At 39.2% G+C, this 21,988-nt stretch carries 16 protein-coding genes; 4 read left to right on the top strand and 12 right to left on the bottom strand.

Going from position 1 to position 21,988, the window contains the following annotated elements:
- Positions 1-843: 843 nt before the first annotated feature.
- From DB42_RS03635 to DB42_RS03600, 9 genes are all read right to left on the bottom strand, one after another.
- Positions 844-2,865: a DUF4116 domain-containing protein gene (locus tag DB42_RS03635; protein WP_044881788.1), complete on the bottom strand. Its 2,022-nt coding sequence runs from the start codon at positions 2,863-2,865 to the stop codon at positions 844-846.
- 1,317 nt (positions 2,866-4,182) lie between these two features.
- Positions 4,183-4,770, bottom strand: coding sequence for a potassium-transporting ATPase subunit KdpC (gene kdpC / locus DB42_RS03630; RefSeq protein WP_044881787.1), 588 nt, complete (start codon positions 4,768-4,770; stop codon positions 4,183-4,185).
- A gap of 10 nt (positions 4,771-4,780) precedes the next feature.
- Positions 4,781-6,877 (bottom strand): potassium-transporting ATPase subunit KdpB, encoded by a 2,097-nt coding sequence (gene kdpB, locus DB42_RS03625; RefSeq protein WP_044881786.1) that lies wholly within the window; start codon positions 6,875-6,877, stop codon positions 4,781-4,783.
- 70 nt (positions 6,878-6,947) lie between these two features.
- Positions 6,948-8,639, bottom strand: coding sequence for a potassium-transporting ATPase subunit KdpA (gene kdpA / locus DB42_RS03620; RefSeq protein WP_044881785.1), 1,692 nt, complete (start codon positions 8,637-8,639; stop codon positions 6,948-6,950).
- Positions 8,640-8,652: 13 nt separating this feature from the next.
- Positions 8,653-8,736 (bottom strand): potassium-transporting ATPase subunit F, encoded by an 84-nt coding sequence (locus tag DB42_RS11835; protein WP_368665340.1) that lies wholly within the window; start codon positions 8,734-8,736, stop codon positions 8,653-8,655.
- Positions 8,737-8,892: 156 nt separating this feature from the next.
- Positions 8,893-10,119: a dihydrolipoamide acetyltransferase family protein gene (locus DB42_RS03615; protein WP_044881784.1), complete on the bottom strand. Its 1,227-nt coding sequence runs from the start codon at positions 10,117-10,119 to the stop codon at positions 8,893-8,895.
- A 12-nt stretch (positions 10,120-10,131) separates the two neighbouring features.
- Positions 10,132-11,109: an alpha-ketoacid dehydrogenase subunit beta gene (locus DB42_RS03610; protein WP_044881783.1), complete on the bottom strand. Its 978-nt coding sequence runs from the start codon at positions 11,107-11,109 to the stop codon at positions 10,132-10,134.
- A 29-nt stretch (positions 11,110-11,138) separates the two neighbouring features.
- Positions 11,139-12,215, bottom strand: a complete 1,077-nt coding sequence (locus DB42_RS03605) for a thiamine pyrophosphate-dependent dehydrogenase E1 component subunit alpha (protein ID WP_044881782.1) — start codon at positions 12,213-12,215, stop codon at positions 11,139-11,141.
- A 900-nt stretch (positions 12,216-13,115) separates the two neighbouring features.
- A complete protein-coding gene (locus DB42_RS03600) occupies positions 13,116-13,520 on the bottom strand; it encodes an F-box protein (protein WP_044881781.1) in 405 nt (134 codons plus the stop codon).
- Positions 13,521-13,919: 399 nt separating this feature from the next.
- On the opposite strand from DB42_RS03600, the gene DB42_RS03595 reads away from it, so the two are divergent.
- Positions 13,920-14,342 (top strand): thioesterase family protein, encoded by a 423-nt coding sequence (locus DB42_RS03595; protein ID WP_042239871.1) that lies wholly within the window; start codon positions 13,920-13,922, stop codon positions 14,340-14,342.
- Positions 14,343-14,571: 229 nt separating this feature from the next.
- On the opposite strand, the gene DB42_RS11830 is transcribed toward DB42_RS03595, so the two are convergent.
- Entirely contained in the window at positions 14,572-14,724 is a 153-nt protein-coding gene (locus DB42_RS11830) for a DUF4116 domain-containing protein (protein WP_080502715.1), read from the bottom strand.
- A gap of 495 nt (positions 14,725-15,219) precedes the next feature.
- Here DB42_RS11830 and DB42_RS03590 point away from each other — a divergent pair, with 495 nt between their 5' ends.
- Positions 15,220-15,900 carry a hypothetical protein gene (locus DB42_RS03590; RefSeq protein ID WP_044881780.1) on the top strand — a complete coding sequence of 227 codons (681 nt, stop codon included), beginning with the start codon at positions 15,220-15,222 and terminating at the stop codon, positions 15,898-15,900.
- A 64-nt stretch (positions 15,901-15,964) separates the two neighbouring features.
- Here DB42_RS03590 and mnmA read toward each other — a convergent pair whose 3' ends face one another.
- Positions 15,965-17,101: a tRNA 2-thiouridine(34) synthase MnmA gene (gene mnmA / locus DB42_RS03585; RefSeq protein WP_193365275.1), complete on the bottom strand. Its 1,137-nt coding sequence runs from the start codon at positions 17,099-17,101 to the stop codon at positions 15,965-15,967.
- Positions 17,102-17,120: 19 nt separating this feature from the next.
- Positions 17,121-18,404, bottom strand: coding sequence for a dicarboxylate/amino acid:cation symporter (locus tag DB42_RS03580; protein WP_044881778.1), 1,284 nt, complete (start codon positions 18,402-18,404; stop codon positions 17,121-17,123).
- Between the two features lie 770 nt (positions 18,405-19,174).
- On the opposite strand from DB42_RS03580, the gene DB42_RS03575 reads away from it, so the two are divergent.
- Together DB42_RS03575 and DB42_RS03570 are read left to right on the top strand one after the other, a co-directional pair.
- Complete coding sequence (locus tag DB42_RS03575) at positions 19,175-20,482, top strand: M48 family metallopeptidase (protein WP_162180750.1); 1,308 nt, start codon at positions 19,175-19,177, stop codon at positions 20,480-20,482.
- A 115-nt stretch (positions 20,483-20,597) separates the two neighbouring features.
- Positions 20,598-21,983 (top strand): dipeptidase, encoded by a 1,386-nt coding sequence (locus DB42_RS03570; protein ID WP_044881776.1) that lies wholly within the window; start codon positions 20,598-20,600, stop codon positions 21,981-21,983.
- The last annotated feature ends 5 nt before the right edge of the window (positions 21,984-21,988 follow it).

Here is a 21,988-nt window from a genome sequence, read left to right as displayed (position 1 = left end):
ATAAATAGTTAAATTTAATGCCAGAAATTTCTAATCTATTTAAAAACATTTATTTCTTAAACGCTCTCTAACTACAAAAAATTAAAAATGCACTATCCGAGTATAAGCTACACTGTAATTATTGAAAATCTTTTAGCAAAAAACGGGATAAACATTTCTTAATTTCAATCACATTTAAATATACCCTTCATGGGCATTGTTGCATAAATGATAAGAAGCGTAGACGATAAGATTGCTCTTTAACGCTTAAGAGCTATAAAATTTAGTTTGCAAAAACAAGAATATAGGCAAGCTATCAAAAAAGCTCTCTTCCCTTACCACATACATAATTGGCCCGATTATAACAAAGCTTTAGTACAAAGAGGAAGCATAACTTTATGGTCCTAAGAATGAATCCATTAAAGGATGAAGGAAAAATATAGGTTTAAAGGAAGAAGGAGCGCCCAAAAATTTACTCCGTTGCCGCTATCCTCTGCATACTGATGATTAAAGCCGTTTATCATTTGTTCCTCCTAAGCCTATAATTTACCCTTTTAACAGTACAGGTGATGAGTCAGGTACCTTTTCAGCTATAGCCTAAAACGCTGCTTTAGTTCCTCGGGAATATCCTTAAGCAGATTTCCGCCTAACTTAAAATCTAACCATTCAGGCAGCTGTCCAATCTCTGGGGTAAAAGGGACAGATCGGTTAATCTTAAATTTACTAAAGAGGGGCTAGTATTTCATTAGGTAGGGTTTCACTGGTAATAAAAGAGCTAGGATTCATGGTATATCCGCTTTAATTTGAAGCAATAAGAGCATTTCTGTTGAGTACTCCCTCTCTAGCAGAAGCACAATTAATCATTTACTTGTTACATAGCTTAAGGAACTCTCTATCTTTCTGAAGTTGCTCACTAGCATAACGAAGTGCCATGCCATTTTGCTTAGCAGCGGCCATGACGACTTTCCTATCGTTTCGCAGTGCTTGACTAGCATATTGAAGGGAGCAGCCCTGTTGCTGAACTGCGGCAAGCACCACTTCTGTATCATTCTTAAAATCTTCTCCAGCATACTGAAGTGCCAGACCGTTTTGCTGGACGGCCGCAAGCACAACATCTTTATCATTTCTAAGTGCTTGACTAGCATACTGAAGAGCCTGGCCGTTTTGCTGGACTGCGGCAAGTACCACCTCTTTATCATTCTTAAGATCTTCTCCAGCATACTGAAGTGCCAGACCGTTTTGCTGGACGGCCGTAAGCACAATATCTTTATCATTTCTAAGTTCTTGACTAGCATACTGAAGAGCCTGGCCGTTTTGCTGGACTGCGGCAAGTACCACCTCTTTATCATTCTTAAGAGCTTCTCCAGCATACTGAAGTGCCTGGCCGTCTTGCCGAACGGCCGCAAGCACAATATCTTTATCATTTTTAAGTGCTTGACTAGCATACTGAAGAGCCTTGCCTTTTTGCTGAACTGCGGCAAGTACTACCTCTTTATCATTCTTCAGGTCTTCTCCAGCATACTCAAGTGCCCGAACGTCTTGCTGGACAGCCGCAAGCACAATATCTTTATCATTTCTAAGTTCTTGACTAGCATACTGAAGAGCCTGGCCGTTTTGCTGAACTGCAGCAAGTACCACCTCTTTATCATTCTTAAGATCTTCTCCAGCATGCCGAAGTGCCAGACCATCTTGCTGGACCGCCGCAAGCACAATATCTTTATTACTTTTAATCCATGGGCTGGCATAAAAGAGTAGACTGCCAGCTTGCCGAACAGCGATAAGTAGCAGATATTTATCATCTCTTAGAGACCTGGAGGCATACTCAAGTGCCCATACATTTTGCTGAATGGCAGCAAGCACGACTTTTCTATTATCTTTAATTTCTTCACTGGCATATTTAAGGGCTAAGCCATCCTGCTGAACAGCAGCAAGCATGACCTCTTCGTCGTTCTTAATTTTTTTGCCCCCATACTGGATAGTCAAGCACCGATGCTTAAAATCAACAAGCACAAATCTCTCATTATTTATCACCGTTTTATCAAGGTACTGGAGGACCGGATCTTGGTGATGAATAGCAGCAAGAACGACCTCCCTGTCGTTTTTAAGCGCTTGGCTAGCATATTTAAGAGATGCGCCATTTTGTTTAACAGCAGCAAGCACCACCTCTTTATTATTTTTAAGCTCTTGGCTAGCATACTCAAGAGCTAAGCTATCTTGCTGGACGGCGGCAAGTACGACTTCCTTATCATTCCTAAGTTCTTGGCTAGCATATTTAAGGGCTAGACCATCTTGGCTAACAGCGGCAAGTACGATATTTTTATTATTTTGTAATTCTGGATGAGCATACTTAAGAACTAAGCCGCTTTGCTTAACAGCAGCCAATACGATATCTTGATCTTTTTTAAAATCTTCTCTAGCTTGAGAAAGCTCCCATCCATTTTTCTGCATCTCAGCAAGGGCGGTAGCCTTATCTTTTTTAAACTTCTCGCTGAGATTGTCAAGCGTTAAGTCACCTTTTTGAACAATAACCAATGGAGCCGATTCATTATTAATTTCTTTCACCGCATCTTGGGGTGAGTTAATCGTCTGGTCTGCTCTTAGCGGTTTTGGGTTCTTATTCTTGAGTCTATAGCGATGAATATCCCAAACTCCAACCCATATATTTCCTAAGATGGGGATTAATAAAACAATGCACCTGCCAAAACTTTTTTTATTAAGATAGCGGTAATAACTTTTGCTTACAGATAAGTTTTTTTCTTGCAGGGTCGGTATATAAACACATTTTTGGAAAATATTGACTAGGTTAGTCACTGTACTGATTAAAGGCACGTAGTCAGCCTTACGATCAATCCATATGCATAATTGAGGAAAACCGCTTAGTTTCATTTTGACCCTATTTATTCTTTAAGTTCATTAAATTTTAACAACTATGGCTTATAAAATCAACAGAATTTATTTTAAAAGCTAACCTTCTATACAACTAAAAAACATCGTATAAATTAATATATTAGTACTCTCTTTCTCACTCTAAGACGCACCCTACTAACAAGAGCAAGAGGTAGTTGGTGTTTGGCAAACTTTTATCTTACCTTTTATAGAAGCTACAGCTGCTTATAGAAGCTACATCTGCATAACCCAAAAAGAAATTAGCCTTTTTCCAAAGTGGCTTTCTCCTTAAAAGCAAGCTTTTTATTAAGCATATGATTACATAAAGAGCAGCTCAAAAAACTTCTCACCTTAAATTTGATAGATCCATACCCTCATATAAAGCTGCTTACACCTTCATCTTTTCTTAGCTATATTCTGCATGCGCAAATATTCCTTACCCCCTTAAGCTTTTGCAGGGAAGAAATAAAACAGGGCTCTTAGCCTATCCTTTTCGCTGCAAACTACTCTCTGCTTATCAACATTGCTATTAACAATCCCACCTAGCTCATCCATTCATGCCTTTTCCTACTTTTAACTTTCTTGCCTAAAGTCATACCTGCAAAGCCTTTTTTCTCTAGCTATTTTGATACTTTGGCTATCGGCTATATTTGAGCTTAAGTTATGTTAGCTTGACCCAACTTCGGCGCATCGATCGGCTTAAATAAGTATTAATTTGTTCGAATAAATTACTTTATTTTATTTTAAATTAATGAACCCATCCACTTCCCCCCAAAAAAAGGGATTACGAAGAAGATAGGCCTCTTGATATGCTCTCTTTAAAATGTAAAAAATAGCATTTGCAGCTGCTACCTAGAGTGCTCGGATAGCTTAGCTGCCTCTTTCTTACCTACAATAGGTGCACACACCTGTCACTCGCGATTATTAACTTTTTAGGATAAAGTTAGTTTATCCTTATTACGTTCTTAAGCTAAACAGCTTAAATTATAAATGATTTTGTAAGCGGTCACAGGGAGCATCTCTACTTAAGGCATTGATGCTAAAGACTTACTACAAATCAGAAAGGGCAGTAAATAGGAAAAAACCAGCTATTTGCGAGCATTTTGACATTGCAGATGCCCACAGGATCGCGTCTAAAGCTGGGCATACCCCGTGAACGCTTACATGATTTTGATAATTTAAAAAATCTTTATCAAGAGATAATCTTTTTATAAATTTAGAGAAATCTAGCTCAATCTATAAAATAAAGAGGAGTTAGGACAAAAGAAGCTAAAAAATTATAAAGCTTATTGTGACTTTTTCCCTCTATAAAATTTGTCATTCCTTTTGAGCTTTATCCCATGCATCTAAAGCTAAATTAAGTTTTAGCACGTTGATATAAGGTGCGCCTAGGAAGCCCCAACGCGGCAATTCTATGGAGGCTTCGATGAGTCGAAAAATAGCTTCTTTATTATTTTCATTCCAACCTCTTGCTTTGATTACCCGTTCTGCCTGAAAGTAGGCCGTCTGCGGAGAAATATGCGGATCTAATCCGCTGGCAGAAGCAAAAAGTAGCTCACTAGGAATTAAGAGATCCTTTCTGTCATCGTAGGTTGTTTTTATCTTTACTGTACGTTTTTCAATAACCTTTTTTAAAGTCTCGCTGGTAGGGCCTAAATTACTTCCCCCTGATGCTAAAGGATTATAATTATTTGCCGATGGACGTCCCCAAAAATAGCGATCGCTTTCAAAATTTTGCCCGATCAAAGCAGCCCCTATCCACTTTCCATTAAAAGAAATAAAATCCCCTTCCGCTTTATTTTTGAGAGTTAAATACGCTATAAGAGTAATGAAGAGAGGGTAGATAATCCCTGTTAAAGCTGTTAACCACAGAAACATCTTGAAGCTAGTCCAAATTCTTAACATATAAACTCTCTCACTCTACAAAGCCAAAAAAGGTGATTAAAATATCGATAAGTTTTATTCCTACAAAAGGAGCCACAAGACCTCCTAATCCATAGATGAGGAGATTACTTCTTAACAAAGCCTGTGCCGACTGAGCATTATATTGGATCCCTCTTAAAGCTAGAGGTATTAAAGCCACAATGATTAAGGCATTAAAGATAATAGCACTTAAAACAGCACTCTGAGGTGAATTTAAGCCCATAATGTTAAGTACCGACAAAGGCCCAGAGCCTCCTTCATCTCCTATATACAGTGCTCCAAAGACCGCTGGAATGATGGCAAAATATTTAGCCACATCATTAGCTATACTAAAAGTTGTTAAAGCACCCCTTGTCATCAACATCTGCTTGCCAATTTCTACGATGTCTATTAACTTGGTAGGATTGCTATCTAAATCTACCATATTGCCAGCTTCTCTAGATGCCTGTGTGCCTGTATTCATTGCTACACCTACATCCGCCTGAGCTAAAGCGGGTGCATCATTGGTGCCATCGCCTGTCATAGCCACTAGCCTTCCATTTTCTTGCTCGCTTTTAATTTTTTCTAGTTTTATTTCGGGTGTAGCCTCAGCAATAAATTCATCTACTCCAGCTTCTGCTGCAATAGCTGCAGCGGTCAATTGATTGTCACCAGTAACCATTACGGTACGAATACCCATGCGCCGCATCTGCGCAAATCTTTCTTGGATACCTCCTTTAATGATATCTTTAAGGTGAATGATCCCTACAATTTTATCCTCATCACTGACCAATAAAGGTGTTCCTCCTTTACTTGCTATAGTTTGTATAGCAGCATCTAGCTGATCAAGATAATGCCCTCCTAAACTTGTTAGATGCTTTTTAATGGCTTCTGTAGAGCCTTTGCGTATGCGCCGTATAACCTTTCCTAAACCGTCTACGAAATCGATACCGCTCATGCGTGTAGTGGCTGAGAAAGGAACAACGATAGAGTTTCTTGTATCCAAAGATTCAGCCCTTAAGCCAAATAATTTTTTAGCAAGAACTACAATAGAACGGCCTTCGGGAGTCTCATCAGATAGAGAAGCTAACTGAGCAATTTCTGCAAAAGCTTTTTCATCCATGCCTACAGCAGGTAAAAAAGCTGTAGCCATTCTATTGCCGATAGTAATCGTGCCTGTTTTATCGAGTATCAACAAATCTATATCGCCAGCAGCTTCCACCGAACGGCCGCTTAAAGCTATCACGTTGCGCCTAAATAAACGATCCATCCCTGCAATTCCTACCGCACTTAGCAATGCGCTAATGGTCGTAGGGATTAAGCAAATTAGCAGAGCCACTAAAATAGGAAAGGTTAGGAGTTGGGAAATATCTTGCTTAGAAGCATGGGCACTATATTCTCCAAAAGCTTTCAAAGAAACGATGGTGATAAGAAAAATAATGCTTAAAGCCGAAAGCACGATATGCAAGGCAATTTCATTAGGTGTCTTCTGCCGTTTGGCGCCTTCAATTAAGCGTATCATGCGGTCTAAAAAATTATTTCCGGGCTCTGCAGTCACTTGAATACGCAGGCGATCGCTCAGCACCCTAGTTCCTGCCGTTACAGCGCTTCTATCTCCTCCACTTTCTCTAATGACAGGTGCCGATTCACCTGTTATAGCTGATTCATCAATTGTAGCAGCCCCTTCCACGACATCCCCGTCGGTAGGAATAATATCCCCTGCTTCGCAAATTATTACATCCCCTTTTTTTAACTGGTCTGCAGGAATTTTTATCTCTATTCCATTGATCTCTTGACGAGCATTAGCTTGAACTTTTGTTTTTCTTAAACTTGCCGCTTGTGCTTTTCCTCTACTTTCGGCAATGGATTGAGCAAAATTAGCAAAAAGGATGGTAGACCATAACCAAACGGTAATTTGCAAATTAATCCACGCTAACTGCTGATAAAAAATCTCCTGGATGACATAACTTGTGGTAGCCAGGGCTCCAAGATAAGTCACAAACATGACAGGATTTTTAAATTGATCCTGGGGAGCCAGCATCTTGATTGCTTCTTTAAGAGCCTCTGCAGCAATTTTCAAAGTTAACAAGCTCTTTTGGTTGGACTGCATTCGATCTCCTTTATCCCTAAAGTTTTGATCCCTTATTGGACATTATTTTCATCTCTCAATTTTTCTGAATTTAAAATGTCTGTCCTTTAAGCATTAAAAGATGCTCCGCTAAGGGACCTAACGACCATGCAGGAAAAAATGTTAAAGCTCCTACGATAAGGATCACGCATAAAAGTAAAAAAGCGAACAAAGGAGAGCTAATGGAAAAGTCCCCTGAAGAATGAGGAGAAGCCCTTTTAGAGGCAAGTAAACCCGCTATAGCAAGGCTAGACAAAATTATTGAACTCCTACTTATTAGCATGACTATTCCCAAGAACAGATTGTAATAAAGTGTATTAGCATTTATTCCAGCAAACGCACTACCATTATTACCTGCAGCCGATGAAAAAGCATATAAAATTTCTGATAAACCATGAGGACCTTGGCTTCCTAAGCTAGCAAGGGCTTCTGGCAGTATGCAAGAAAGTCCACTCCCTATGAGAATGAGAAAGCTAGGCATCAAAGTAGCTAGCATTAGCCATTGCATTTCTTTTCTCTCAATTTTTTTACCTAAGTACACTGGTGTCCTTCCTACCATAAGACCTGCAAGAAAAACTGTAAGGATGGCAAACATGATCATCGAGCATAGTCCTACTCCTACCCCTCCAAAAACTATCTCTCCTAGCATCATGTTAAGCATAGCCATTCCTCCGCTTAGAGGGGATAGACTAGAAAGCATAGCATTAACTGAGCCATTTGACGTAGCTGAGGTTGACATAGCCCATACAAGACTAAGGTTAGTTCCTAGCCGGGTCTCTTTTCCTTCGAGGAAAGGAGAGGCATCCATAGCAAGATCCATGAGTTTTTCCGCATAGAAGGAAATACTTAAGCCAACCACCCAAAGAGCTATCATAACAGCGAAAAGATTCCATGCATGCTTTTTGGAATCGATTAAGATTCCATAGGCATATACGGAAGCTGCTGGTATTAGCAAAATAGCAAGCATTTCAAAAAGATTGGTAACAGGGGAAGGATTTTCAAAAGGATGTGCACTATTAGCATTAAAAAAGCCTCCACCATTTGTTCCCAGCTGTTTGATAGCTACCTGTGAGGCTACGGGTCCTAGAGGAATGATTTGCTGAGAATTTTCCAAAGTAGTCACTTCAATATAAGGAGAAAAGGTTTGAACGACCCCTTCGCTAACCAATAATAAAGCTAGTAGTATAGAAAGAGGTAACAGTAGATAGACGATAGAACGAATAAGATCGCTCCAAAAATTGCCTATGTGTTTAGTATTTTTGCTCACAAGGCCCCGAATTAAAGCTAATAAGGTAGCCAATCCAGTGGCTGCGCTCAAAAAATTGTGTACGGCCAGCCCAAGCATTTGCGTCAGATAGCTCATTGTGGTCTCACCTGCATAGGCTTGCCAATTAGTATTAGTAATAAAGCTTATCGCAGTATTAAAGGCTAATGGCCATGGAACTGCTGGAAAATGCTGAGGATTAAGAGGAAGGATATGTTGTAAAAGTTGAAGAAAAAAAAGGCCTAGAAAGCCGATGATATTGAAAATAAGAAGAGCTGTCGCATATTCAAGCCAGCTCATCTCTTTTTTTGCATCTACGCTACTGAGGCGATAAAATAAATGCTCTAAGCCTCCTAAGAAAAAATGCACGGCAGTTCTTTGGCCGGTAAATATTTTAGCCATATATCTACCAAGAACAGGTGTTAACACAATAAGAAGAGCAGGAAAGAAAAGGAGTGTAGCCCAATCGGCATAGGACATAAGTACTCTTCTCTTAGAATTTTTCAGGGTGAAGTAGGGTATATATCAAATAAGCTAAAACGGCAAATGTTAAGGCTCCCGCTAAAATAAAATCCATCGGCATACTCATCCTGCACAATTAAAAGCTATCCTATAAATTGTACATTAGCTATCTCAAAAAAAATTTACAAATAAAATAAGCAAAATAGCAATAGAAAAGTTATTCAGAAAAAAAGCCATTCTTATTTTTTTGTAAAATTTATGATAGCTATTTTTACAATAAAGGAGCTGGATTTTTGATAAGATGAGCATAATAATGAGAAAAGGCTGCCGCTTGATCGCCATCTATGATCCTATGGTCAAAGCTCCATGATAAATTGAGAACATCCCTGAGCACTACTTGATCATTACAAGCCCATGGCTGTTTTTGAATACGATTAACGGCTAAGATAGCTACTTCAGGATAATTGATGATAGGCGTTGCCCATAGCCCCCCATCCCCTAAGACTCCAAAGTTACTGATAGTAATAGTCCCTTCTTTCATCTCACTCGGCTGAAGCTTATTGGTATTAGCTTTGTTTTTAAGTTCTTCATAAGCATAAATCAAATCGATTAAAGAAAGAGCTTGAACATTTTTAAGTACCGGTACAATTAATCCCAAGGGCGATGCCATGGCAATGCCTATATGCTGCTGCTGATGAATGATCAGCTTATGTTGATCCACCGAACTATTAAACTGAGGAAATTTATTTAAAGTTAAACTTAAAGCTTTAAGCAGAAAAGGCATATAAGTGACTTGAATATTCTTCTTAGCCCCCTCTTCTTTAAATTTTTGGCGTAAACGCACAAGCCTTGTCGCCTCAGCTTTTTCAAAATAAGAAAAATGAGGAATTTTACGTTTAGATTCTACCATTTTCTGGTACATTAAATTTTTAATACCTATGATAGGAAGCTCTTTATCTCCTTCAAGACGAAGAACACTGGTATCTAAATTTTCCTTGGGCAAGGGCCGAACATATTGACGTAAATCTTCTGGTCTTACGCGGCCTGCTTTGCCCGTTCCCTGAATCTGAGAGATATCAATTCCCATTTCTTGAGCTAATTTCCTTGTAGAAGGCAGAGCTAAAACATCTGACGATTCAGGTGCAAGAGCAGAGGCATCAGTATGACTAGGAGCAAGTGGAGACAAAGGACAAGGCTTAGGGAGAGAACTTTCTTTAAGCTTAAATTGAGGCGGGGGCACTGCGGTATGCCCTTCAAGTAATTCTATATCGTAAAGAGGTTTTCCTTTAATCGATATCTCTCCAGGCTTATAGTAATGCTTGACGATTTTTCCAGGATAAGGGGAAGGAAGTTCTACAGTAGCTTTATCAGTCATTACAATTACGACAGCTTCATCTTGCAGGACGGTATCCTGGATATCTTTAAGCCATTCAACCACTTCTCCTTCGATAACCCCTTCCCCAATATCAGGCAAGGTTACGGTATGAATTTTAGCCATGGAGTCTTCCGTTTAGTAATCAAGGGTTTCTAAAATTGCCTTTTTAACGCGAGGAGTATCAGGCAGATATTCTTTCTCTAAAGTATGAGGAAAAGGCGTATCTAAGCCGCAGCAACGTTTAACAGGTGCTTGAAGTTTTAGTAAGCAACGCTCATGAATCAACGCCGAGAGCTCGGCACCAAAACCTTGAGTTAAAGGCGCTTCATGACAAACAACGCAGCGACCTGTCTTATTGACTGATGTTACCAAGGTGTGAATATCTAAAGGATTTAAAGTACGTAGGTTTATAACTTCTACATCAATGTTTTCTTGCTGGGCCAGCTCCTCTGCCGCCTGCTTATTTTGATGATGCTGTGCTCCCCAGCCAATCAAGGTTATGTCCCTACCTGTACGTTCCACATGGGCTTGACCAAAAGGAATTAAATATTCTTCTTCAGGTACTTCTTGCTTTAAAGAGCGGTAAATCCTTTTGGGTTCTAATAAAAGGACAGGATCATTGGAGCGAAGGGCAGAAGCAAGCAATCCTTTAGCATCATAAGGAGAAGAAACTACTGCTACCACCAGGCCAGGAATATGGAGAAAGAAAGCCTCTGGCGATTGAGAGTGGTAATGTCCTCCATGAATCCCTCCTCCATAAGGAGTGCGTATAACCATTGCGCTGCTGTACTGGTTACCCGTGCGATAGCGCATCTTAGCCATCTCGTTGACAATCTGGTCAAAAGCTGGATAGATATAATCGGCAAATTGGATTTCGCAAATAGGCTTAAGGCCTTTTTGTGCAATGCCTATGCCAAAACCTATGATGCCAGCCTCTGCCAAAGGAGTATCAAAGCAACGCTCTTCTCCAAATTTTTCTTGCAAGCCTGTGGTTACGCGAAAGACCCCTCCGAAGGCACCTACATCCTCGCCAAAAGTTAGCAAACGTGAGTCACGTGCAAACTCTTGATGAAGAGTGTGATTTAAAGATTGGATAATGTTCATGATTGCCATGTTAACCTACTAAACAAATATGGGGTGGTTTATTCATGATAAAGCGATTGGATGTCTTCGTACTGAGCTGCAAGGCTAGCTGGCACTTCAAAATATACATCTTCTATAAGAGAATGTAAAGCAGGCCTACCGGTCTCTTTGGCCACCTGGATGGCTTCTGTAATTTCTTTATTAATAGAGTCTAAGTAACTTTTTTCTTGCTGCACATCCCATAAACCTTTCTTTTCCAAAAAATTCTTTAAGCGAGTGATAGGACAAGCTAGTTGCTTTTCTAAAACTTCTTTCTCTTGACGATAAACCGAAGGATCATCCGAAGTAGAATGAGCTCCTAAGCGATAGGTCATGGCTTCAATGAAAACGGGGCCTTGACCTTCTATGCATGCCTGTCTAGCTTGGGACACCGCTTCATAAATAGCAAAAAAATCATTACCATCAACGCGATAAGTCGTTACATTTCTTCCTATCACTTGGGGTGCCACTCCATCGCTAGTAAACTGGCATGAGGCTGGCGTAGAAATGGCATATCCATTATTTCGACAAAAGAAAATCGCAGGAGCTTTTCTTACCGCCGCAAAATTCAAGCCTACATGAAAGTCCCCTTCGGAAGTGGCTCCTTCACCAAAATAAGCTACAGCCACTGTATTTTCTTTTTGAATTTTCATGGCATAAGCACAGCCAGCAGCATGAGGAATTTGCGTACCTATAGGGGAAGATACTTGTACAACATTTAAAGCACGAGATCCAAAATGATTGGGCATTTGCCTTCCCAAAATAAGATCTTCTTTATTACAAAACATGTGGTGAATATATTGCTGCGGAGTAAATCCTCGCCAAAAGATAATGCCACTTTCTCTATACTGAGGATAAAGCCAATCTTCAAATGAAAGAGCAGCAGCACTTGCAACAGAGCAGGCTTCCTCACCCAAAGAGCTTAAAGCAAAGGAAATCATTCCTTGCCGTTGAAGGGTTATCATTCTTTCATCTAAGCGGCGTGTTAAAACCATTGTTTGATAAGCTTTAACTAAAACCTCGTCCGCAATATTTACCTTACACTCCGGAGAAAGTTCACCTTGGGCATTTAAATAGGTACGCGTTGGAATGGCCATTTTTATTTATTCCCCCATCAAGCTTGATCGTATTAAGGCGAGCTAAATTCTCCACAATTTTAAATGGCTAGCAAACTCAGTCAACCATTTTAACATAAAAAAATTTATGAAGCTGCTTATTTTATTCTTTCTATTGATTTTGGCCAATTACTGTCCGCGTTAAGAGGGAAATGGATGAGGAGAAGTTTAAAGAGTAAGAAAGCTTTTTTAGGCGATTAAAATCGGTTGAAATATAATCATTTAACCCTAAGCTTCCTTTCGCAGAAAAAGCTTCTCCTAAAAACCTAAATAATACTACTACGTGTCAACCCCCTATGTTGTGTCTGAATTTTTGAATACAATCCTTTAATAATTAAATGCTTAGAAAACAACTGTCAAAGTCGGGATTACCATTTACCCTTTTTGCCAAGCTATTCACAACTCATCTACGACGCTATTTTTTGATTCCTCTTAAATTTAACGTAGTAGTAATAAGGCGACAGGGGCTTAAAATCAACGGTATGCGAAAAAAAGCTGGTTATTTCCCTAGGTGCTCTAAAGGAGAGGGGTTGAATATCATCTTTTAAGCTTTAAGGGTAAGGCCAGCCAACCGACCCTCTTCAGGATTTTCCACCTTGGAAATTAGCCTATCCTTCGGTTTTAAGACGGCAATGAAAGCATTAATCCGCACAAATTAGCTTTTTTTCAAAGTAATCCCTACACAAAGCTTAAGCTAATAGGCCTTAAGTACAGCCATAGTCGATAGCCAAACTGCCTAGGCAACTAAAAACACTTTATAACCAAGCAAGGGGTAAAGAGTTAAAGATAGCAAAAACCTTCAAGAGTATATGCGTTCACCAGCTTTCCCTACCTATTAAATGCTCATTTATCGCCCAATTACCTGCTACCTGGCCAATAAGGTCAATTCTCGCTAAATCGGAATAAAAATGGATTATATTCGGGAGAGGCATGCCAAGAGGCAACCACTAACTTAGTTTGCCGGTCTATTAATTCCCAGCGGCTATAAAAAAGATAACTATTCCTAAAAGTTCGAGCTTTTTTTAGAAAAAAGCTAATATATAAGGGTTTGTCTTTAAAATGCTGGTGATGATGTCTTTTCCACAATGTCTCTTCATCTCCTATTCTTTTCCAGCGTTTACATACTTGCTGAGCATCCACAAGCTCTTGGGGGGAGAGAAAAGAAAAAATATGCACAATCAATTCTTCTGGTATCGTTTTTATTGAGGGAGGAGCCTCAGTAATAAAACGCCAAGGGTGCAGATCTATACAATTAAAAGGATTAAAGTTAAAAAAAAAGCATCCCATTATAATGACTCCTTGATTAATAGAGTTAAAAAATTCCCAAAACAAATTGTCTTTTTAATTTAAAAAAATTTAGCAAACAACAATATTACCTATCTACTATAATTATTCATGCCAACATGGTAAGCGATCGCAGGATAGATAGGGCTTTAGGGGAGATTTTATGGAGCACCTACACCGCCAACAATACTCCCAAATAGCTATTCTTTCTATTCGCTAAGCTTTTTTGATTTGCATTTGTTGCTTAGCATTAAAGGCTTAGTTAGCCTGCACGGGTGGCCGCTTGTCATTTTATACCTTTTGCCTTTCAATAGTTTATGCAAGATGTTATGAAGAATGGACTTAATGACTACTTAGCGAATAATCATCTAAAAATTTATCAGAAGACCTTAAGGACATAACATGTTTATCAGTTATAACAAAGTAAGAATGCATGACACGGATATGGCAGGTATCCTTTATTTCGCTAAGCAATTTCGCTTTGTACATGATGCGCTAGAAGATTTAATGGACCAGGAAGGAATTACTTTAGATCACCTTTTCCACCATTCCTCGTTCGCCTTCGTAGTTGTACATGCTGAAGCAGACTACCTAAAGCCGGTTAAAGTAGGAGATGCATTAGAGGTGCATGTTGAAGTTGCTCATTTAGGAACAACCTCCTTTTCTTTTGCTTACAAAATTTTCAGAAAAGTAGACCATCTGCTGATCGGTAAAGCCAAAACTGTACACGTTTGCCTGGATACTCAGACCCGCTCAAAAATAACACTTCCCGACGAACTAAAAAATATATTTAAGAAATATCAGCCTATCCAGCAAAAAACTTAGCTTTTCTCTTTTAAAAAGTTGTATGAGCGCCTGAATAATAGCCTTAATTTCCAACCTCTCCTTATTTTGGATGAAGCAAAAATGAAAAGTTTTTTGGCGTATTTTTTAGCTTATACGCTTTAAAGAAACCTAGTCTACATATCCAACCCTCTGAAAGCTTTCTTGCTAGTTAAAAAGAGGACTTTTATAAAGTATGGGGCTGCATAATAAATAACTCAAAAGCGTCTTCCTATAAATTTGTTTGTTCTTGCCTAACCATAGGTTTTAAATCTTTTTGAAGTTTGTAGCTAACATGCATAAGTGCTCGGCTGTCTTGCTGGACGGCCGCAAGAACAATTTCCTCATGGTTCCGCAGTTCTTCACTAGCATACTGAAGCGCCAAGTCTTTTTACTTAAATAGCGCTAAGAACGATTTCCCTATTATTCTGTAGTGCTGCGCTGCTATACCGAAGCGCCAAACCATTTTAAGGAAAGCAAGGCTGATTATTGTGGGAACCAATAGACAGGTAGGGGAAAAAACATTAATATTTTAACCTTAGCTATGGCTTATAAAGGAAAAGCCTTTCCTTTGGCGTGGTTTGCAATGAATAAAGCTGGTAATCCTTAGCAGATTAAAATTGAACAGCAGATACATAGGCGAAATTAGAGGATTTCAATCTTTTAAAAGGACTACTTAAAGCCTCTACTCAGACTTCCTAGGCAGGTATTCAATATTTCCTGCGTTAAGTAAATACTTAATGATGCTAAGCATGCAATAAACATGCTCGAGACAACTTTAAAGAATAAAAATCTAGGCTGCTAAAAAGGACAAGCACATTTAAGGCTAGAAACTTTTTGCCTTTTATGTTAAAAGTTTACTTTTTAATAGGATGTATTGATGAAAAACTTATTCTCACTTTTAAGCTTTTGCTTATCTATAGTTGCTTTTCCTTGTTTACATGGAGATTGCCGAGGCAAGATTGATGTTGCTCCTACTTTCGTCCATCTAGATATTGTGAACTTTGGAAAAACTGTTAAAACCATGGACCTCCCTACTATAAAAATCGACGCTAATGCTCTTGTCTATAAAGGGTTATGCATTCGGCCTGGTTTTATGTATGGATCCAATCGAGGCACCTTGTTAACCACAGGTTGTGGCTTAGGCTTTACTATTCCTTCTAAAAGGTGGTGTTTTACTCCTGCGATCGGTGCTAACTACACTCAGCTTAAGACTAAGATTCCCTTAAAAATGGCAGATTTTAAGTTAATAGCTAAAGAAAAATTTCGCTCTTGGTCCCCCTATATTTCTATCGAAGTTTTTTATAGAATTGCAAAGGGCTGCCGAGTAGGCTTAATGGTACAATATGCCTGGAGTCGCAGTCATACGACCATTAAAAGCATGGGCACAGACAAAAGTAAGAGCAACGCTAAAGGTCCTAGCTATGCCCTCCTGATAGAAAAAGACCTTCATGAACAATGGTCACTTAATCTAGGTTTTGCTTACAACATTAGCTTAACACGCGAGAAGCATGGCCTTAGAGGCTATGGCATGAAAACAGGCTTAGCCTACTGGTTTTAGAAGATAGATTCTAATAGACTTGCTTACTTTAGAAAGTCGGGCGAAACTAAACAAATCACCCGGCTTATAAAGAAATATGCTTAGGTAAGGCTTTATTCTGATGGTAATAGGATACTCCTGCCGACTGAATGATTGCTCCTCCTAGGCATTTTTCGCCTTCATAGAATACAATTGACTGCCGAGGGGTGACGGCACGTTGAGGAACATCAAAGACAACCTTTAACTGCCCGTCTGTTTCTGTCATAATGGTGCAGGCTTGATCTGTCTGCCGATAGCGTACTTTGGCTCTGCAAGCCAAGGGCAAGGTTGGCCTTCCATGAGGAGAGACCCAGCTGGCCTCACAAGCGACTAATTCATCACAAAAAAGGGCGGGATGATGAGCCCCCCGTTCAATATAAACCACATTACGCTCTAGATCTTTACCAACAACAAACCAGGGCTCTCCTTGTCCTCCAATCCCCATTCCCCTGCGTTGACCGATGGTATAATAGGCCACTCCATCATGTGTACCTATGACTTGCCCTTCAAGAGTTTCAAAGTTTCCAGGCCGATAAGCAATATATTGACTTAAAAATTGTTTAAAATTGCGCTCACCAATAAAGCAGATGCCTGTACTATCTTTTTTAGCAGAAGTAGCTAAACAATGCTCTTGTGCAATTTTTCGAACCTCTGGCTTGTGAAGGTTGCCAACAGGAAAAAGAACTTTAGAAAGCACGTGGGATTTAATGGTATATAAAAAATAGCTTTGATCTTTACCAGAGTCTATCCCTTTTGCCAGAATGCTTTCCTCATCATGGGTAAAAGATTGGCAATAATGTCCGGTAGCTAGATAATCAGCGCCTAATGCCAATGCCTTTTCAAACATGACTTTAAACTTGATCTCGCGATTGCATAAAATGTCAGGATTGGGTGTATATCCCTGCTTAAACTCTTCTAAAAACTGATTGAAAACATTTTCTTTATATTCTTTGACAAAATTAACCGCATAATAAGGAATGCCTATTTGCTCACAAACGCGTACAACATCTTCATATTCATAAGAAGCTTTACAGGTTCCATGCTCATCGGTTTCTTCCCAATTTTTCATAAACATTCCAATTACATGATACCCTTGCTGCTTTAGTAGCAGCGCCGCTACAGACGAGTCTACGCCCCCAGACATTCCTACAACAACAGTTTTTTGCCTATTTGGTATCATCATAGCCTTATCTTATTAATTTTTATGCTTTGCCGGAAAGAGATGTTAAAGTGTTTTTTTCTTTTTCAGATCGGGCAACTAGCACGGCACAGCAAGAGGTCCCAAAAACGTTAACTACTGCTCTACACATATCTAAAAGGCGTTCTACTGCTAATACTAAACCGATAGCATCTACAGGCAATCCTATCGTATGTAAAACCAAGATAGCTCCTACAAGACAAGCTGAAGGTATTCCTGCCATGCCTATAGAAGAGAAAATAATTAAAAGAAAAATAGTCGCAATCGAGCCGAGACTCCAAGTCACACTATAAACTTGGGCGATAAAAAAAACGGTCACACAAATAAATAAGGCCGAAGCTGTAAGATTTAATGAGGTACCTAGCGGCACGGTAAAGCTGCAAATCCTATTCGACACATGGGCACGTTTTTCTAAGCATTCTAAGGTTAAAGGCAGGGTAGCTGCAGAAGAACTAGTAGAAAAAGCTGTTAACAAAGCAGGAGCCATTGCGCGCACATGAGCCAGAGGGCTAACTTTAGCGACAAACTTTAATAGTAGCGGCAAAACAATCCCCGCATAAATAAATAAAGCAATAAAAAATGTCAAAGTAAACCAAGCTACTGAGCGAAAAGTTTCTATTCCTGTAGTAGCTACTACTTTAGCTACAAGACCAAAAACACCGATCGGCAAAGCACGCATAACCAAATGAGTAATTTTCATCATCACCTGAAAGATAGCATTCCAAAAGCCTAGTATAATCTGACTGGGGTAGGGGTCTATAGTAGAGGTAAAATATCCAAACAATAAACTAAAAAAGATGAGCCCTAGCATCTGCCCTTGGGAGGCAGCAGCTAAGATATTAGAAGGTACAAGCTTCAAAAGGAGCTGTTCAATTTTTTGAAAACTTCCACCTTGCCCTTGAGCATGAAGTTCTACTAATCTGCTTGCTTGTGGATGGCTACTTTTTAACTCTTCTACTGGCTGGCCTATGCCTGGCTTAATGAGCATAACGCAAACCAATCCAACCACTACAGCTAGCACCATAGTCAAAATAAAATAACTAAAAGTTTTATAGCCTAAGGTCCCTAATGCCCCTTCACTTCCCATACGAGCAGCCCCTACAATGATTGAGGAAGACACTAGAGGTACAACCACTAATGTTAGAGCATTCAGAAATAATTGACCTATTAAGTTATATAGCTGGACGAAAGGCACTCCCCCCAACGCTTTATCTGCTCCCGACCAAAGACCAGCCCCCACAGCTAAAAAAATGGAGGCAAAAACTTTAATCAAAACTTTATTTTTCATATAACAACCCAAGTAAAATAAGGAAATTATAAAGAAAAATTTCTTTTTTCAAAATGAAATAATATAAAGGCCGCCTGAATCCAAACCTTTAAAGTCAACCACAAGTTAGCTAAAGATAAAAGCTTTATGCCCACACACTAAGATATCTATCCTCTGCAGGCAAATTAAAAAATCGCTCCCTCATCCCTAGAAAAACAGGAAGATAGGCCCAACCTCTAATCAAAGAGAAGAAAAGTTACTTCTCTGCTTTTTAAGAATGGAGTGGCCAGCTTAATTGAGAAAAATAGCTTTTTATGAGCCCATCCTTTTCTTTTTAAGCCATCTTACTTGCCTTTATGCTTTTTAGGTTAAAGGAATTACCATCCTCCCTTGTAATCAATCATAATGAGGCTTTTATAAAAGATAAGCTCAATTCCTGCGGTTAGGCGTTTTTAAGTTCCATTCAAGAGTTTAAATTGTTAAACCAAGAGATTTAGTTTCTTGATAGATTTCTACATAGCTGCAAGGATTGCAAGCTTACTCTTGCTATAGATAGTTAGAAAATTTTAACCAGCAAATTAGGCATATAAGTGTAGAGAAAAGGCCTTGTATTGGATAACCTACGAGGATAAATGCTAAATCTTTTCCAAAAATTTTTCTAATTTTTCATGATCTCTTATCAAAGGAAAGATTAACATCAAAAGAGGGAGGTTGATTAATTGTAGAAAAAGCTCTTATAATTTACTCCTATGTTTACCCATATTTTTTTCTTAATTTTAGCTCTCCTGCTAATGAATAGCTTACCAGAGACTTCAGCGCCAGCAGTTCACTCTGCCTGGAGTGCTTTTGGCATATCCTTGCTTCTTTATATAGGGTTATGCAGTACCTTCTTTTTTCAATACCCTTTTTTAAAGAAGCTGTTTAAAAGAAAGCCGAGTTTTATTCTCTTCATTATAAATATAGAATTGTTAGCCTACCTTAGCGTTTATCAATATCTCTTAGATGCTGGCCGTCTATTTCATAGAATTCCCTTCATGCAAAACATGCATTTTCCTAACATTCTGTGGGAACTTAGCCTATATTTAGGAGGGCTAGGACTTTTTTATGCTCTTTCATTTGTAAAGTTTTATTCTTACAGCGTTTCGGAGACACGCTTTTATTATGCTCAACGGCAGCTACAGCTATTGATTCCCTTTTTCCTTCCTTTTGTTATCATTACCCTGGTTTTAGACATTTTTAACGCCCTGGTAAGCTCGCAGGTTTCTACAAAAACTCTTGAATGGATGTCTGCCTCTCTCAGTCTCTTCATCGCTATCTTGCTATTCATTTTTCTTCCCTATTTCCTTCAAAAAATTTGGAAATGCAAACCCTTACCTGCTGGAACGCTAAATAATCGCTTAACAATGATTTGTCAAAAGTCGGGATTTAAACATGCAGGCATGAAAACATGGACGGTAATGCACGATCAACTGACCGCGGGCATTATGGGAGTCATATCTCCTTTTCGATATGTGATGTTCACAGAGCGACTTTTAAAAGAACTTTCAACGGAAAGTATTGAAGCCATCCTGGCCCATGAAATCGGCCATAATACTCATCGTCATTTATTGTTTTATCCCTTTATTTTAGGTGGTATCATTCCACTTACCGGTATATTTTTTTATTTTTTTTCTGCCCCTTTGTCCTACATTCTAGCTCAAGAAAAGGGTTGGCCTCTTTCCGTGGCAGGAAATTTTTTCCATACACTCAAGATTTTTTCTTTTTATGCTCTTATTACCTTAGGCTATTTTCGCGGCGTGTTTGGCTTCTTCTCTAGGCTTTTTGAAAGACAGGCAGACTTGCATGTCTTTAAAGTCGGTTTACCTTTGGAATCTATGATTAATGCTTTAGAAGCTGTAGCCTATGCTAATGGAGACTATGCCACTCCTAACTGGCATCATTACAGTATCAAAGAAAGAGTAGAGTTTTTAAAGTCTTGCCTGCTAAACCCTCTATTAATCGAGCAGCATCATTGTAAAGTAAAAAAAGCTCTTCTGATCTATTTTGCCCTTTTCGCCACTGCTTTAACCTTTCTGCTTTATCTCATGATTAGCTTATAGAACTATTCACTAAGCCGCGATTTATACTTCAAAGGGAACTTTTATTGAGAGAAAAACATGAGCAATGGTATAGATCTTTTTAAGTTTCCTTCAACGTTTATCCAGAGGTCAATTGATGCCAAACTCTTTCCCTTCCCTGCATGTTTTGCAGGACTATTATAAAAAGCAGGAAAAAAATGCTTTGGAAGAATATTTTACTTTTTTACGTTTTCAAAGTATTAGCTCAGAGATAGGCTATAAATCCCAGATGGAAGCCTGTGCCCAATGGGTGATGAGCTATCTTAAAAGCATGGGTTTTGAAGCTGAAATTTGGCCTACTAAAGGGCATCCTGTCATCTTTGCCTCTTACATGAGGGCTGGCCCCTCTCAGCCCACCTTATTAATTTACAATCATTATGATGTTCAACCTGTTGATCCCCTAGAGGCATGGCACACTCCCCCTTTTGAGCCTACTATTCGCCACGGAGAGGTCTATGCACGTGGCGCCCAAGACAATAAAGGACAATGTTTTTACACACTTTTTGCCCTCAAAGCTCTCATGAATATTGATGGAAAATTACCAATTAATGTTAAATTTTGCATCGAAGGAGAAGAAGAATGTGGCAGCTTAGGCCTTTCAGAACTACTGGCCCATAAAAAGAAAGAACTTGAAGCAGACTATCTTGCCATTGTTGATTTAGGACTTCGCCATCCTACAGCTCCTGCAGTTACATTAGGGGTTAGAGGAATCGTGACCATGGATGTGGAAGTTAAAGGTACTAAGACAGATTTACATTCAGGTTCATATGGAGGAATAGCTTATAATCCCCTGCATGCGCTTGTAGATATTTTATCACAGCTAAGAGATTCAACAGGCCGTATAAGAATTCCTGACTTTTACAAAGATGTGCAGGAGCTTAGCCCAGAGGAAAAACAAAGAATTACTTTTGATTTTGACGAGCAAGAGTATTTCTCTACATTTGGAGCTAAGCCTACGGGAGGAGAAAAAAGCTATACACCCCTAGAAAGAAGCTGGCTTAGACCGACGATAGAAATTAACGGAATCTCAGGAGGATATGTAGGAGAAGGCTTTAAAACTGTCATTCCTTCTCAAGCTATAGCTAAGTTATCGTGTCGGTTAGTCCCTCATCAATCTCCTGAGGAGGCTGCTAAAAAAATTGCTAATTTTATTGAACAAAAAGCTCCGGAAGGCGTGGAAGTGAAAGTTCATATCCATGCAGGCGGAGGCAAGGCATTAAGAGTAGAGCCTTCATCTAAATGTGTACAAGCTTTCGCTAAAGCTTATGAGGAGGTGTATAAGACTTCATGTGCTTTTACATATTCTGGAGGATCAATACCGATCATCCAGCAGCTTTCTGAAGCCAGCCAAAGCGAGGTTGTTCTCATGGGATTGGGCTTGCCTGATGATCAGATTCATGCTCCTAACGAGCATTTTGGAATCGATCGATTAGAAAAAGGTTATTTAATTATTGCACGAACTCTTGAATTTTTAGCCAATTAGGAAGG

Origin of the sequence: Neochlamydia sp. EPS4, from assembly GCF_000813665.1 — a bacterium.
Lineage (GTDB): Bacteria > Chlamydiota > Chlamydiia > Chlamydiales > Parachlamydiaceae > Neochlamydia.
The sequence above is the reverse complement of the archived record's forward strand: the minus strand, read 5'-3'. Positions and strand labels throughout refer to the sequence as shown.